The sequence below is a fragment of the Symbiobacterium sp. genome (genome assembly GCF_040797425.1).
GTDB lineage: Bacteria > Bacillota > Sulfobacillia > Symbiobacteriales > Symbiobacteriaceae > Symbiobacterium.
Genome location: NZ_JBFNEH010000013.1, coordinates 22,508 through 37,364, shown reverse-complemented (window position 1 = coordinate 37,364; position 14,857 = coordinate 22,508). Strand labels below are relative to the sequence as shown.

15 protein-coding genes are annotated in these 14,857 nt (G+C 65.2%); 9 read left to right on the top strand and 6 right to left on the bottom strand.

What is annotated here, in order from left to right:
• Positions 1-34: 34 nt before the first annotated feature.
• The 6 genes from AB2385_RS06190 (at position 35) to AB2385_RS06165 (ending at position 5,824) form a co-directional block, all read left to right on the top strand.
• The gene (locus tag AB2385_RS06190) at positions 35-532 is read left to right on the top strand and encodes a hypothetical protein (RefSeq protein WP_367654080.1); all 498 of its coding nucleotides are present in this window, start codon (positions 35-37) and stop codon (positions 530-532) included.
• Between the two features lie 531 nt (positions 533-1,063).
• On the top strand, positions 1,064-1,828 hold the full coding sequence (locus AB2385_RS06185) for a DeoR/GlpR family DNA-binding transcription regulator (protein WP_367654079.1): 765 nt from the start codon (positions 1,064-1,066) through the stop codon (positions 1,826-1,828).
• Between the two features lie 17 nt (positions 1,829-1,845).
• Positions 1,846-2,808, top strand: coding sequence for a 1-phosphofructokinase (gene pfkB / locus AB2385_RS06180; RefSeq protein ID WP_367654078.1), 963 nt, complete (start codon positions 1,846-1,848; stop codon positions 2,806-2,808).
• Positions 2,805-3,248, top strand: coding sequence for a PTS sugar transporter subunit IIA (locus tag AB2385_RS06175; RefSeq protein WP_367654077.1), 444 nt, complete (start codon positions 2,805-2,807; stop codon positions 3,246-3,248). Before pfkB ends, AB2385_RS06175 begins: the two co-directional genes overlap by 4 nt.
• Positions 3,249-3,287: 39 nt before the next feature.
• The gene (locus AB2385_RS06170; RefSeq protein ID WP_367654076.1) at positions 3,288-4,661 is read left to right on the top strand and encodes a PTS fructose transporter subunit IIC; all 1,374 of its coding nucleotides are present in this window, start codon (positions 3,288-3,290) and stop codon (positions 4,659-4,661) included.
• 230 nt (positions 4,662-4,891) lie between these two features.
• Positions 4,892-5,824 carry a lysostaphin resistance A-like protein gene (locus AB2385_RS06165; protein WP_367654075.1) on the top strand — a complete coding sequence of 311 codons (933 nt, stop codon included), beginning with the start codon at positions 4,892-4,894 and terminating at the stop codon, positions 5,822-5,824.
• A 570-nt stretch (positions 5,825-6,394) separates the two neighbouring features.
• On the opposite strand, the gene AB2385_RS06160 is transcribed toward AB2385_RS06165, so the two are convergent.
• The 6 genes from AB2385_RS06160 to AB2385_RS06135 all read right to left on the bottom strand — a co-directional run bounded on the left by AB2385_RS06160 (position 6,395) and on the right by AB2385_RS06135 (position 11,304).
• Positions 6,395-7,009, bottom strand: coding sequence for a hypothetical protein (locus tag AB2385_RS06160; RefSeq protein WP_367654074.1), 615 nt, complete (start codon positions 7,007-7,009; stop codon positions 6,395-6,397).
• Between the two features lie 155 nt (positions 7,010-7,164).
• The gene (locus tag AB2385_RS06155; RefSeq protein WP_367654073.1) at positions 7,165-7,782 is read right to left on the bottom strand and encodes a hypothetical protein; all 618 of its coding nucleotides are present in this window, start codon (positions 7,780-7,782) and stop codon (positions 7,165-7,167) included.
• A gap of 101 nt (positions 7,783-7,883) precedes the next feature.
• Positions 7,884-8,522 (bottom strand): bifunctional 4-hydroxy-2-oxoglutarate aldolase/2-dehydro-3-deoxy-phosphogluconate aldolase, encoded by a 639-nt coding sequence (locus AB2385_RS06150; protein ID WP_367654072.1) that lies wholly within the window; start codon positions 8,520-8,522, stop codon positions 7,884-7,886.
• A 44-nt stretch (positions 8,523-8,566) separates the two neighbouring features.
• Complete coding sequence (locus AB2385_RS06145) at positions 8,567-9,490, bottom strand: DUF4432 family protein (RefSeq protein WP_367654071.1); 924 nt, start codon at positions 9,488-9,490, stop codon at positions 8,567-8,569.
• Positions 9,491-9,507: 17 nt separating this feature from the next.
• Positions 9,508-10,479: a 2-dehydro-3-deoxygalactonokinase gene (locus AB2385_RS06140; protein WP_367654070.1), complete on the bottom strand. Its 972-nt coding sequence runs from the start codon at positions 10,477-10,479 to the stop codon at positions 9,508-9,510.
• Positions 10,480-10,515: 36 nt separating this feature from the next.
• On the bottom strand, positions 10,516-11,304 hold the full coding sequence (locus AB2385_RS06135) for an IclR family transcriptional regulator (protein ID WP_367654069.1): 789 nt from the start codon (positions 11,302-11,304) through the stop codon (positions 10,516-10,518).
• Positions 11,305-11,454: 150 nt separating this feature from the next.
• Between AB2385_RS06135 and AB2385_RS06130 the strand changes: the two genes are divergently transcribed.
• The 3 genes from AB2385_RS06130 to AB2385_RS06120 are packed head-to-tail and all read left to right on the top strand — an operon-like array spanning position 11,455 to position 14,855.
• The gene (locus AB2385_RS06130) at positions 11,455-12,606 is read left to right on the top strand and encodes a mandelate racemase/muconate lactonizing enzyme family protein (protein WP_367654068.1); all 1,152 of its coding nucleotides are present in this window, start codon (positions 11,455-11,457) and stop codon (positions 12,604-12,606) included.
• 39 nt (positions 12,607-12,645) lie between these two features.
• Positions 12,646-13,944 (top strand): sugar ABC transporter substrate-binding protein, encoded by a 1,299-nt coding sequence (locus AB2385_RS06125; RefSeq protein ID WP_367654067.1) that lies wholly within the window; start codon positions 12,646-12,648, stop codon positions 13,942-13,944.
• Between the two features lie 29 nt (positions 13,945-13,973).
• Positions 13,974-14,855 carry a carbohydrate ABC transporter permease gene (locus AB2385_RS06120; RefSeq protein WP_367654066.1) on the top strand — a complete coding sequence of 294 codons (882 nt, stop codon included), beginning with the start codon at positions 13,974-13,976 and terminating at the stop codon, positions 14,853-14,855.
• The last annotated feature ends 2 nt before the right edge of the window (positions 14,856-14,857 follow it).

The following is a 14,857-nucleotide window of genomic DNA, read 5'->3' as shown; positions in this document are numbered from 1 at the left end:
GGTCCGGGCGACAACCAGTTGGGAGGAAGAACACGTGAGCGGCAGGGTTGAGGGGCGCATCGGCGGCTGGATGGTGGGCAACGACATCCGTGTTTCCTACGCAGACGGACACCTCACCGGTCGCTTCGGCGGCGCCTTTGCGGGGAAAGACGTGAATTTCACCTTCGACGGCAGGGTGCTCAGCGGGCGCTGGGGCGGCTCTGTGGACGGAAAGGACATCCGCTTCTTCATCAGTGGCAACGAGGGCCACGGCCGGATGGGCGGCGAGGTGATCGGCTGGGACATCGCCCTGGTGCAGAACGGCAACCAGATCACAGGCCGGATCGGCGGCAACGTCGACGGCGCCGACGTCAACCTGAATGCCGGCACCGGCCGGCTAACGGGCCGGATCGGGGGCACGATGATCGGGAAGGACTGCAACCTGGAGGTCATCGGTGTGCCCGACCTGGTGGCCGCCGCGCTGGCAGCCATGGTGTACTACCAGATGTACCTGGACAGTTCCAACGCCTCGTCCCGTTCGGCGGGGTCGTGAGCGGCGGCGCGGCCGTCCCGCCGCGGCGTGGGGCGCGGGGCGCCAGGGCAGCGCCCGGTTTCAGGCGTGGTTCCCGTGCGGCAGAATCATACGCGGTCCCGGACGGGGCCGTCCCGAGCGCAGGTCGCGCCGCGGGACGGCCCTGCTTTCTTCTGCCCTGACCGCTAGCTTTGCAGACCGCCGGCATGTGTCCTGGCGGCGGCCTGCCGCCTTCCCTCCGCGAGTGGGTCCAGCAGACCCGGGACTTCCTGCTGTCCGCCTGCGGGTCGCCCCGTCGCCGTACCCGCGGGCCGGCGCGCCCGCCCATTCCCCGGCCCCAAGCACCTCGGCACCACGACCGGGATGCCCCGGCCCATCCTCCAGGAACCCCGTTTCGCACCTTCGGGGGAGGGGGGTGGTTCTTTCGGGGTAAGATTTTTCACGACCTTTTCTTCCGCATCATGTATTGACCGAGCACCTTTCACCCCCTATACTCATAATCGAGCACAATCGAGCACGAACAACCAGCATTCCATGACTGGATGTGATCGCATGTTCCCGGAAGAGCGCAAACGCCGCATCCTCGAGCGCGTGCGCAGCGGCGGGTCGGTGACCGTGCAGGATCTGAGCCAGGCGTTCGGCGTGTCCGAGTCCACGATTCGCCGGGATCTGCGGGAACTGGAGCAGGAGGGCCTCCTGGAGCGCACCCACGGCGGCGCCGTGGCGGCCGATCCCACCCGTGCGGAGCCCAGCTACGCCGAGAAGAGCGACCAGAACCGGGCGGAGAAGATGGCCATCGCCCGGGTGGCGGCGGGCATGGTGCACGACGGGGCGTCGATCATCCTGGATGCCGGCACGACGACGCTGGAGGTCGCCCGGTTGCTCAAAGACCGCCGTGACCTGACGGTGGTGACCAACAGCTATCCCATCGCCGCCGAGCTGGCCGAGGCCCCGGGCGTCGAGGTGATCGTCACCGGCGGGTCGGTGCGGGGCACCACGCTGGCCCTGGTGGGCCCGCTGGCCGAGCGGGCGCTGGAGCAGGTGAACGTCGACATCACGTTCCTCGGCACCAACGGCATCGACCTGGAGCGGGGGCTCACCACGCCCACTCCGGCCGAGGCGTCCGTCAAGCGGCGGATGATCGCCGCCGCCCGCAAGGTGGTCGTGGTGGCCGACAGCACCAAGGCCGGGCGCGTGGCTTTCGCCACGGTCGCACCCGTGAGCAAGATGGATATGCTGATCACCGACCGGGGGATGGACCCCCGCCTCGCCGGGGAACTCATGGCCTGGGGAGTCCAGGTTCTCACCGCCGAGTAAAGGGGATGCATCAGACCTTGAAGATCATCACCGCCGTCGCCCTGAACCCCGCCATCGACCGCACCCTGGTGGTGCCCGGGTTCACCGCAGGGGCCACCAACCGGGTGGCTGCCGCGCGGGTGGACCCCGGCGGCAAGGGGATCAACGTCGCCCGGGTCGCCACGGCCCTGGGCGCCCACGTGCAGGTGCTGGGATTCCTGGGCGAGGAGAACGGAGAGCTGATTCTGAAGAGCCTCACGCAGGCGGGGGTGGACCATCGCTTCCTCATGGTGCCGGGCGAGACCCGGGTCAACTTCAAGATCGTCGAGCCGGGCAGCGGCCGGCTCACCGAGCTCAACGAGAGCGGGTTCACGGTGGCGGAGCGCCAGGTGCGTGAGCTGATCGACCTGGTGGCGCAGCGGCTCCCCGAGACGGCAGTGCTGGTGCTGGCCGGCAGCCTGCCGGCGGGCGTGCCCGTCACCGTCTACCGCGACCTGGTCGCCCTGGCCCGCAAGGCCGGCGTGCCCACGATCCTCGATGCCGACGGCGAGCCCATGCGCGCCGCCCTGGCCGCCCGCCCGACCCTGATCAAGCCGAACCTGGCCGAGACCGAGCGTTTGCTGGGCCGCCGCCTGGAGGGTCCCGGCGCCGTGCTGCGGGGTGCCCGGGAGCTTCTGGCCCAGGGCCCCGAGGTGGTGGTGGTCTCCAGCGGTGCGGACGGAGCGGCTCTGGTCACCGCCGGCCGCTCGTGGTGGGCGACGCCGCCCGACATCCAGACGGGCAGCACGGTGGGGGCCGGCGACTCGATGGTGGCCGGTTTCGCCGTGGCCCTTAGCCGGGGGTTGCCGCTCCCCGACGCCCTTCGCCTGGCCACCGCCGCGGGCACGGCCACGGCCGGCCTCGACGGAACGCAGGTGTGCAACGCTGCCGCGGTGGAGGCCCTGCTTCCCCGGGTGCGCGTGACCGAATCCAGCGCGGAAGGGGGAGGTGAAGCCAATTGAGCATCCAGGACCTGATCTCGCCGGAGACGGTCACGCTGGACCTGAAAGCGCGCACGCCCGAGGAGGCGATGGCCGAACTGGGCAGCTTGCTGGTGAAGAGCGGCGCGGTGACGGACCTGCCCACGTACCTGCAGGCCGTGAAGGCCCGGGAGGCGCTGGGCACCACCGCCGTGGGCTTCGGCGTGGCGATTCCCCACGGGAAGAGCGGCGCCGTCAGCCGGGCGGCGGTCGCCTTCGGCCGCAGCCGCGGCACCGTCCAGTGGGAGAGCCTGGACGGCGAGCCCGTGAGGATGGTCTTCCTGATCGCGGCGCCCGACGGCGCCCACGACCTGCACCTGAAGGCCCTGTCGCAGCTGGCGCGGCTTTTGATGCACGAGGAGGTCCGCACGAAACTGCTGGCCGCGGAGAACCCTGTCGACGTCGTCAACGCCCTCCGGTAACCCGCAGAAGTACGGAACTCTACATCCGCTCCATGGGAGGTGCCGCACGTGTCGAAGAAGCTGGTAGCCGTTACGTCTTGCCCTACCGGAATCGCCCATACCTACATGGCCGCGGAGGCCCTGCAGAAGGCCGCCGCGGAGAAGAACGTGGAGATCAAGGTCGAGACCCGGGGCTCGATCGGGGCCGAGAACGCGCTGACGGATGACGACATTCGCCAGGCCGACGCGGTCATCATCGCGGCGGACGCCAAGGTGGACAAGTCCCGCTTTGTCGGCAAGCCGCTGGTGGAGGTCGGCGTGAGCGAGGCCATCAAGGACGCGGCCGGGCTGATCGACCGGGCCCTCTCCGCCAAGGCGCCTGACCTGGTCACCCAGGTGCAGGAGATCAAGGAGGAGCGGAAGGCGCAGGCCACGGGCTGGTACAAGCATCTGATGACCGGCGTGTCGTACATGATCCCCTTCACCGTGGCGGGCGGTATTCTGATTGCCATCTCATTCATGTTCGGCATCGAGACGGCCGCGACGGAAGGCACGTTCGCCTACGTGCTCAACTACATCGGCGGCCAGGCGGGCTTTGGCTTCATGGTGCCGATCCTGGGCGCCTTCATCGCCTACTCCATCGCGGACCGTCCCGGCATCGCCCCCGGCATGGCGGCAGGCTTCCTGGCCAACTCGGTGGGCGCCGGCTTCCTCGGGGCCATCGTGGGCGGCTTCCTGGCCGGCTATTTGGTCTACTACCTGAACAAGTGGATCCGGCTGCCCCGCACCCTGGAGGGCATGAAGCCGGTGCTGATCCTGCCGCTGCTGGGCGTGGGCATCACGGGCCTCATCATGGTGTACGTTCTGAACAAGCCCATGGCGGCGATCATGACGGGCCTGCAGAACTGGCTGACCGGCCTGAGCGGCGGTTCGGCCGTGGTGCTGGGCCTCATCCTCGGCGCCATGATGGCCTTCGACATGGGCGGCCCGGTCAACAAGGCCGCATACGCCTTCGGCACGGGTCTTCTGGCCTCGCAGGTGTACGGCCCCATGGCGGCCGTGATGGCCGCCGGCATGACCCCGCCGCTGGGCCTCTTCCTGGCCACCCTGCTCGCCCCCAAGAAGTACACGGCCGAGGAGCGTGAGGCGGGCAAGGCCGCCGCGGTGCTGGGCATCAGCTTCATCACGGAAGGCGCGATCCCGTTCGCCGCGGCCGACCCCTTCCGGGTTATCCCGTCGATCATGATCGGCTCGGCGGTCACCGGCGCCCTCTCGATGGCATTCGGTTGCGAGCTGATGGTGCCGCACGGCGGCATCTGGGTGCTGCCCATGGGCAACGTGATCACGCACCTGGGCCTGTACCTCCTGGCCATCCTGGTGGGCACGGTGATCACCGCACTCGTGGTCAACCTGCTGAAGCCCAACAAGGAGTAAGGCAGAGCATCGGAGGGCGTAATGAGGCTCCTACCCAGGCGACTGGGCAGGAGCCTCTTCGGTGTCTGCCTTCGGATGGCCCGGTGCGCCTGAAGCTGGCGGGCTGTGTCGGACCGTGTGACGGGGCCGGTAACCCTGCCACGGGGAGCCCGCCTGATCTCGCGGGTATGAACTGTGCGTGAACCCAAAGGGTATGGCCATCAGGTCTTTTCAGCGAGGAGGTGCCTGATATGACCGCTTCCCAGAACCAGATCCCACCCGTACCGCGGCCCTCGACGTGGCGTCAGATCAGGACGGCCCTCACCCATCCGGCCGGGATGGTGTACGTGCTGCTCTGGCTGCTGGCTGCCGCGACGCTGGCGCTGCGCGGCTACACCGGTCTGCTCCTGCAGATCGCCGTCACCGTGGGCCTGCTGACCCTCATCACAACCCTCCTGCTGCGCTGGCTGGCCCCGAACCCTCCGGAGGTCGACGCTCCCCGTCACGGCCGGACGGCCCTGTGGGGCCAGGTTGCCTTCATCCTCGCCTTCGTCCTGCTGACCGGCCTGAGCGCCCTGTCTTTCCACAACGTCGCTCCGGCGGGGTGGGAGCGGATCCCGCTCTGGACCCCACTGGAGCAGGCACTTGAGCTTGCCGGCGGGCGGCTCTTCGGCAACGACAACTGGGTGCGCAACCCCGTCCTGTACATGGTCCTTCCCGGCGCCGTGCTGCTGCTGTGCCGGGTGAGGCCGGCGGAACTGGGGCTGAGGAAGGGGTACCGCTCCTGGGCTGTCGCGGCGCCGTTCCTCCTCGTCGTGGGGGCCCTGGCGGCCGTAAAGGCGGCGCTTGGCGATACAGGGGTGCTCTACCTGCTTCCGCTCGCGGTGCTGGATAACTTCCTTCAGAACGGCTTCATGGAGGAGTTCCTGTTCCGGGGCGCCTTGCAGACCCGTCTGGCCCCGCTGATCGGGGAGGGGTGGAGCCTGGTAATCAGCTCCCTGCTCTTCGGCGTGTGGCACCTGGGCGCGACCACGGCGATGCTGGGGGGCGACTACCTCGCAGGTCTGGCCATGTCCATCGCCAGCCAGGGCACCATCGGCCTGGTGTTCGGGATGATCGCCATGCGCACTCGTAGCCTGATCGCCCCCACGGTGGCGCACATCACCATAAACCTCTTGGGATGATCGTTTCCGGGTCTCCCGCCGAGGGCAGGCGCTGTTGCCTCAGCGGGGCTAGGGAGCCTCGGTCGCGCAGGCCTGCGGATGACCACCACACCAATCGCCCCGCTCTCATGCCCGATGGAGGGTGGCCGTTCATGTCACGCTCAACCTGGCATCCGTCGTGTGGTCGTAGCCTGGCGGGGGCGTCGGCCAGGTCACCAGTGGCCTGCTCTTCGGACTGATCGCATTGCGCACCCGGAGCCTGATCGCGCCGACCGTGGCGCGTGTCACACTCAACATGATCCGACTGTGACACTGGTTGAGGCGCCGAGGGGGCCTGTCACCAACGAATAGACCGCCCCGAGGCCGCGGTTCACGTGGCGTGCAGTGCATGCCGCGTGGCGCAGTTCTGGAGGTACTCTCAGACCGTGGGAACGACATGGCTAGACCAACCGCAAGGCACACATGAGATGCGCCATGTGCACCCCGGGGGACCGCCGGGGTGGCCGGATGCCCTGGGATGGCCCGGGAAATGCCAGGGGATTGCCTGGGGCCCCCTGGCGCCATTCGACTACTGCTCTGGCTGCTGCCCACCTATACCCCCTGGTAGTCACTGCCGGGTAGCTGCCGGGTCAGATGGGCTTCAACCAGTTGGTTGGCCTCGTCGAACACGAACACGATTCCGTGTGACTTGTCAGCGGAGAGGTAGGTCAAGGTTGTCGGGCCCTTATCCCCCTGAATGGGTTTTCCCAGGGACTGGAGTTTTTCGGTGACCTCCGATAAGCTGTTGCCCCACCTGACTTCTCCGATGATCAGGCCCGGCCAGTCCTGCGTCGCCCTGACTGATAGCACGGAGTCTTGCTCGCTCTGGACCAGGACCTCCAACCCGGCGTATCGGTAGAGTACTGTTGCGGGATTGCGCGGATGCCCGGGTTCCACCTTCTCCGCAGGGGGGGCGAGCCGCTGTTGCACCTGCTCTCCCTTGGTCCCCAGCGCGATCCCGGCCAGTGACAGTTGGCCCGTTGACAACATGGGGGAACCATCTTCCTCATCGACTGGCTGGTCCTGACTTTCGGCCTGGGTATGGGTCTGCGGGTCAACGTTCCCGTCAGGCTGCACCGGAATCGGGGGCGAAGCACACCCGACCAGCGCCAGCCCTGCTGTCAACACGACAAGCGCAAACCCGGCCAGGGCACGTCGGATCTTCATGACGAACACCTCTCCACCCAGCCAAAACGAATCAACAGTTCAAGGGGTTACGGTGAAGGGGGCGAAAACAGTGGAGACTTGGCCTCCAGAGCCAAGTCTCCATTTGCTTCAGCCAGTACACGCGCCGCGGTGCCGGGCATCCTGGCTCTCATCTGCTAGTAGATGTACCCTGCCCCACCGGTCGCGATGACCTCGCTGGCCCTGTCCACCCGGACCCCGCCGCTGTACGTATCCGTGTGACAGTAGAGCTGTTGCTGGACGTAGCTGGTCACGGTGCAAAAGCGGACGGTGGCCTCGCCCGGGCCGGTCACCGTTACCTGGGGCAGCAGTTGCCCCGGCGGCTTCCCCGACCACCTCCAGTCCTCAGTCAAGCCGGGATTCAGCTCGGTCACAATCTCGTGGGTTGACCAGTAGGCCCCGTGCCACACGGCACCCAGCTCCTGCAGCTCCCGGATGAGGAGGGAGCAATGGAAGTAGGAGAGGGGGGAGCCCTCCGGCTCGAGGAACGACTCGATGTCGGGCCTCGCCCACTCCGGCAAGCCGGCAGCCTGCAGGGCCGGGATGATGCCTTGCTTCCAGGCCAGGTCCAGCCCGTCCGGCGACGGGGGAAGCCGCCGGTCGGCGGGGACCACGAACACGAAGCCATTGCCGTCGGGGCCGGCGAGGTACTGGTAGGCGGCCAGACGCCGCTCCAGCCTGCTGGCATGGGCCCGTGCGGCGTTCAGTTGCTTCAGGAAGGACTCCGGAGCGATGGTGGTGCGAACCACGCCCACCCAAACCGCCTCCTCGCCAACTTGTCGTGTGACTCTTTCGCCGCCTGCCGGCGATCACCCTGGCGCAGCGAGGAGCTACGATGTCTCACCGGAGAGCAAAATCACTGCGTTTGCAGGTCGCGCGCGGCCTGCACCACTGCCCGGGCGTGCTCCCGCAACCGGGCGTAGTCTCCCTGCAGCACCCAGTCCATGCGGACAAGACTGCCACCCATCCCGAACGCCCGGGCTCCGGCACGTGCGTACTCGCTCATGTTCTCGAGGCCGATGCCCCCGACAGCAATCATCGGAATGTGGCCCAGCGGCCCTTGAAGTTCTTTGAAGTACCTGGAGCCTAGGGAACCCGCAGGGAAGACCTTGACGGCTTGAGCGCCGCACTCACAGGCCTCGGCGATCTCGGTCGGGGTCATGGCTCCGGGATAGACATCAACGCCTGCGGCGATCCCCTCCTGGATGACGGCCTCCTTGACGTTTGGAGTGACCAGGAACTCTGCACCGGCGTCGATGGCCTGCCGTGCCAGCGCTTGGTTCAGGACCGTGCCAGCACCGACGAACATCTTTCCCGCGTAGTCCCGGCGCCACTGCCGGAGGATGTCGATGGCGCCGGGCGTGTTCATCGTCACCTCGATGAAGCGGATTCCCCCCGCACGCAGAGCCTCTGCCACATGGTCGGCCCGTTCGGCGGGAATGCCTCTGACGATCGCGATGACCTTCTCCTGCAGCAGCGCCTGCACGAGCGACATGCCTTCATCTCTCCCATCCTCGCAACTGGGTTCGCAGCCACGGATCACGCTTTACGGGCCTGTGTATCCACTGCGGTAATGCGCACCTGCAGCGTCATCGCTGAGCGTGGGGGGAGGGGCGCCTCCAGACGAATGTACGGCTCGACGGCCAGAACGTTCATGCCTGGATCTGGTTGATACCAGAACATCAGATTGGGCAGACTGGCCGTGATCTCGACCGCGAACGGCAGTGCGGGATTGGTCACCCGAACCCGACTGCCGTCGAGACCCTGGAAGTCAAGTCCACCGGACTGCCCCGACAGGTCAACCTCCGCTTGGTCCAGCTGAACACTCGTTTCCTCATCCAGCAGTGGGAAGCCGAGGTTGATATGATAGAGCATTTCAAGACGTTCTTCCCGGAAACCGACGTTCTCGATGCGGTCGGTGACCAGGATCTCGGTACCCCCGATCGGAACCTCGATGCGCCGGTGTAGCTCCAACCTTTCAGCACCCATTCGGGTTTCCCTGACGACGCCCTCAACCCAGATGCGGGACTCGTTCCAGTCGGTACCCCACCGAACGTTGGACGCAGGAAGGCTGTGTACTCGCCCGTGGGTGGGGAAAGACTCGTCGCCGATCGTAACGGGGGCCCCGAAGTGGCGCATTCCGCAGGTAACCATCATGCCGCCGCCAAAACTCCGCTGGAAGCTCGGTCTGTCGTCACCCCAGGACAGCAGGGGGTTGACCGGTCCCACCGGCGAGATCCACGAGATCGGAGTCCCAGCCACCTCGACGAGGCCGATGTCCAGTGCGCGATCCGGATGGAGCGTGGCAGACAGCCCACCACCGGACCGAACCTGGAGGAAACGCATGCCGCGCGCGGGACCATCTGTGTACTCTGCCGCCAGAAGCCCAAGCAACTGGGACGGGTTCGCCACTTTCCGGAACAGTTCTGCTCTGGTCCATTGCCACTGAGTTGCGCTCGGCACGATAGCGCCTCCTTACCCTAGTGTGCGACCCGCTCAAATACACGGACCGCGCCGATGACTGCCGAGAGATCTGCAGTTTCGACATCAACGAGGTGAACGTTTTCCCACCCCTCAGCGTTGAGGTAGTCCCTCAGAATCGGGGGGAAGTGCCCCTTTCCATACAGAACAACCTGAGCCCCGGTCTCCCTGGCCCCGGCCAACAGCGGGAGGTCCAGGGTGGCCAGGCAGCCGAGGATGAAGCTCGTCACGTCGCAGCGATCGCGCCCCCAGAGGACGTCGGCTACCCGCCCCAGGAAGAGACATCGCCCCACGCCGTGCTCCAGAGCGTGTCTGATCCCTGCACGGACCATCTCGGGATCGGGGTACGGGAGTTGCCCGAGGTCGATCATGCTGCTCTTCAGAATGGTGTTGCTGGCGATGGCCATGAGAAGTTCGCCCGTGATGGAGGTTCGGCTCCACAAAATTCGGCCGCCGGCATCCACGCTGATGGCCTTATGGTGGGATCCAAAATGCATCAGGAGCGAAGGACCGGAGATCCCGAGGAGTTCGCGGAGTCCCGCTACCTCAACCTCTTCCCCCCGCAGAATGTCGGCCTCCGGAAGCGTCTCGCCAGAGATCGGTTCGGGGAGCGACTTGACTCCGGGAATGAGATAGAAGGGCAGCGGGCTGATGTCAGGAAACACGATGCGGACGACGTGGTCTGCCAGATCGCTGATCCCGGCCGGTGCAGGCAGGTGTGGTACCTCCACCAGTCCGACGTTGGAGGTGATCATGCCCGAACACACCACCGCTTCCGGCCGGACTTCAGACTTCCCCTCGAGTTGCTCGATCAACCTTCGCAGGGCTTCCTTGACCCGACCGTTGTGGCCGTCAATCGCTGTGTTGCGGGCGCCGACCGGTTCGGATGCCGAAGCGATCACGCGCCGGCCGTCCCAGAGGCGGACTCTGGTGTTGGTGGTTCCGGAGTCAGCAACCATGATCACTGCCATGACTCCCAGCCTCCTTTCGGTGGCCCTCGTCCCCGTCTACTGGTACACCGTGATGTAGCCGAGTTTCAGCGAGATGTTGTCGGCGGCCTCGATGATGATCCGGGCGAGCTTGTCCTTCCGGTGCTCGAAGTCCATCGCGGACAGCGGCCCGGATATCGAGATGCCGGCCACAACCTGCCCAACGCGATTTCGCACTGGCGCTGCGACGCATCCGCGGCCGAGCGCCAGCTCGTTGACCTCTGTGGCAAACCCCTGCTGCCGGATTTGCGCAAGTTCCTCCCTGAGACGGTTGGGATCTGTGATTGTTGAAGTCGTGAACTGGGTGAGCGGGATTCGCGCCAGGACGTCATTCAGCTGGTCCTCTGGCAGGTGCGCCAGAAGGACCTTTCCTATTGCCGTTGCATGAAGCGGGTTCCTGCGACCCAACAAGGTATAGCCGCGGGGTGCCTGGGGCCCATCGAAATGGGCCAGATAGAAGATCGAATCGTCCCGGAGCACGGCCAGATTCGTCCCGAGCCCCAGGGCGCGCTCAAGGCGCTGCAACTCGTCCACTGACGCGCGGCGAACGTCGTTCAGGTTGAGCGCGATGCCCGCCAGGGTCAGCAGTTCCATTCCGGGGCGGAACAGGCCCGTGTTCTCGTCACGTTCAACGTACCCCAGCGTCTCCATCGTGGCCAGGAGTCTGGAAACGTTGGATACCGTCAGCCCGAGCATCCGTGCGAAGTCTGAGACGCGTAACTCGGGCTGCCTGTCACTAAAGCACGACAAGATGGATAGGGCTCGTGCCACACTCTTGGTTAGGCCTGACCCATTCTCTTTTCCCATGTCATAGCCCCCTGCCGAAGACTTTAATAGACCATTTACTCCAATATGACAAAACGCTTGATTCGTTTTCAAGGATATCTTATACTGGGCTCGCGAAACGCGCAATAGAGTTTCCGAGAGCGCAAACAGATTCCGCGAGGAGCGATTACTGTGCGCATTACGCAAGTCGAGGTTATTCCTGTCAAGATCCCCCCCGAGGAGATCTACCTGGGGGGGTCCAAGGAAGGTCCAACCTACTACTATCGTCCCGGATGGCGCTGTGTGTACTCGCGGATGATGGAGACCGTGTTTGTGAAGATCACGGCTGAAGACGGCACCACGGGGTGGGGGGAGGCCCTGGCTCCCGTGGCGCCGGAGGTCACCGCCGGCATCATCAGGTCACTGTTCACCCCGTTGCTGGTGGGGGCCGATCCCCTCGCCACTGAGGTGCTCAACACGCGCATGTACGACGCCATGCGCGAGCGCGGGCACGTTCAGGGTTTCTTCATTGATGCTATCGCCGGTGTGGATATCGCTCTTTGGGACCTGAAAGGGAGGCTGCTGGGTCTCCCTGTTCACAGGCTCCTGGGAGGGCCGTATGCCCGCCGGCTTCCCTGCTATGTATCGGGGTTGCCAAGGCCTACGGACGCAGAGCGGGCCGAGCTGGCACGCGAGTGGGCGGCACGGGGATTTCACCGCGTCAAGCTGGCCATCGGCACGACCATTCAGGAGGATCTGAGAACGGTCGAAGCGGTGAGGGACGCCCTGGGCGAGGGAGGAACCGTCTTCGTCGATGCCCACTGGCACTACACACTGCCGGAGGCCATGCGATTCGGGCGCGCCCTGGAGGCGCTGGGCGTTGGCTTCCTGGAAGCGCCCATGCTTCCGGAGAACCTGGACGCACATGCCGAACTGGCCCGCCAGCTGGACATCGCGATTGCGATCGGCGAAGGAGAGCGCACACGGTATCAGTTCAAGGAGATCCTGGTGCGCGGCGCAGCGGATATCCTGCAGCCCGATGTCGGGCGGACCGGCATCAGTGAGCTCAAGAAAATCGCTGGCATGGCTGAGGCCTGGAATGTCCCGGTTGCACCGCACCTGAGCGTGGGTCAGGGCGTGATGATTGCAGCGACCCTCCAGGTGGCGGCGGCGATACCCAACCTGTTCATCTTGGAGTACCAACCCAACCCGTTCAACCTGGCGAATCAGTTCCTCGCGAAGCCGTTGGTCTGCGAGGACGGTTTCATGTACCTCCCCGAGGGTCCCGGCCTTGGTGTCGAACTCGACGAAGAACGGATCCGACACCATGCCGTTCAGGCCTGATTTCTGCAGTGCGAGGCGCAGATAGGAGGGAACTCGACGATGTTCAAGCGGATTGCAGTGCTCCTGGTGCTCGTGGTGTACCTAGTCGGCTGCTCCGGATCAGGCACAACCCCGTCATCCCAGGCTCCGTCACAAGGCTCCGCACCCTCCCAAAGCCAGCAACCCACCGCCAACACGCCGATTGTCCTCGACTTCCCCAGCTGGCAGGCTGAGGAACCCGGATTTGCCGAGTTCTGGAAGGACCTGATTGCCGAGTTTGAAAGCACCCACGAGAACGTGACCGTCAAGCTGACCCAGATTCCGTTCAAGAACTACGTTGACACGATGACCACCCGCTTTGCGGGCAACAACCCGCCGGACATCGTTCACCTGCCCTCCCGCAACTTCGCGCAGTTCGCCGCCCAGGGCTGGTTGGCCTCGCTGGACGACCTGCTCAAGGACACCGACATTCCGCAGAACTGGACCGCCCTACAGCAGGAGATGGTCTGGGACGGGAAGACGCAAGGCGTCCTGCTCATGGGGTACGGCATGATGCTGTACTACAACGAGAAGCTGCTGCAGGATTGCGGCTTCAGCGGCCCGCCCACGACCCCTGACGAGTTGATCGCCGCCGCCAGGGCCTGCACCAAGGACGACGTGTTCGGTTTCGGCACGGTCACCACTGAACATCCCAACATCTACTCCGATGTGAGCATTTTCGTGATCGGAGTCGGCTCGCACTGGGTAAAGGACGGCCAGTACAACTTCTCCGATCCGGCCATGATCGAGGGGGTCAACTACTGGCGGGAGCTCCTGAAGTACGCCCCCAAGGGTACGACCAGCGAGCAGAAGCGGCAGCTGTTCTTCGACGGCAAGATCGCCATGATGATGGACGGCCCGTTCGTGTTGGCCTCCAGCGATTCCGCACCCGAGTCCGTGCGGCCCCATGTGAAGATCGCCCACGTTCCGTTCCCCCATATTGCCGGCTCCGTGAGCAACAGCCTGCACATCCCCGCCTCGCTCTCGGAGGAGAAGAAGGCCCTGGTCTGGGACTTCATCCAGCTGGCCGCTTCGCCCAAGTACCAGGCCCTCTACGCGGAGTACACGAAGTCCCCTGCACCGCGCAAGGGCGCTGTGACGGATGAGACGATCCAGAAGATCCCCGAGATGGAGCTGTTTGCTGAAGCCACCGAGCTGGCGGTGCCCATGACTCCGGCCTCCAAGAACATCCAGCAGAACTACAACGAGTACTCCAAGATCATCTCGGCGGCCATGATGAAGCTCATGACCACGGATGCAGACACGGCCAGCGTCCTGGCGGAACTGCAGGCTGAACTGGAGTCGAAGGTTCGACCCTAGCTTCTGACCAACCACGGGGAGGCGACCCCATGCGGCGCGGACGCAACATCCTGGCTTACGGCTTACTCTCACCCGCGTTTCTCGTTGTGGTCCTGTTCCTCGTCTACCCGCTGTTCCTGGCGGTGAACCTGAGCCTGCGGGCCGGGCAGACCATGAACCTGTCCCAGATCAACAGCCTCCCGCTGAGCCTCGTGAACTACGCCGAGGTGCTGAGCGATCCGGCGACCTGGCACAGCGTCTGGAAGTCTGTGGAGTACACCGGTCTGTCCGTAGGCATCTCGTTCCTGATCGGTTTGGGAACGGCCCTCGTGCTCAACCGGAAGTTCCCGGGAAGGCGGATTCTCCGGACACTCGTTCTGTTGCCGTGGGCCGTGCCAGGGGTCGTCACCGTTCTCGGCTTCCTCTGGATCCTGGACTCCTCGTACGGCGTGATGAACTACCTGCTCCGGAGCCTCCACCTGATCAGCACGGATGTGGCCTGGTTTGCTGATCCCAGCACCGCAATGATCGCAGTGGTGATCCCCACGGTCTGGAAGGGGTACCCGTTCTTCACGCTGATGTTGCTGGCCGCGCTGCAGTCGATCCCGGGCGACCTCTACGAGGCCGCCCGGGTCGACGGGGCCGGATCGACTCAGCTGTTTCGCTTCATCACCTGGCCCGGCATTCGCACGACGGCCACGCTCGCGATCGTGTTGCAAGTCCTGTGGGTGTTCCGTGAGTTCGACTACATTTACGCAACCACCGGCGGAGGCCCCGTTGGCGCCACGGAGACCCTGGCCATCCGAATTTACAACGAGGCGTTTGGCTACTTCCACATGACGACAGCTTCCGCACTGGGCATGTTGACGGTGCTGATCTGTGGCCTTGTGGTGTTCATGGCCTACCCCGTCCTGAGGAAGGAGTTTTTCTGAGG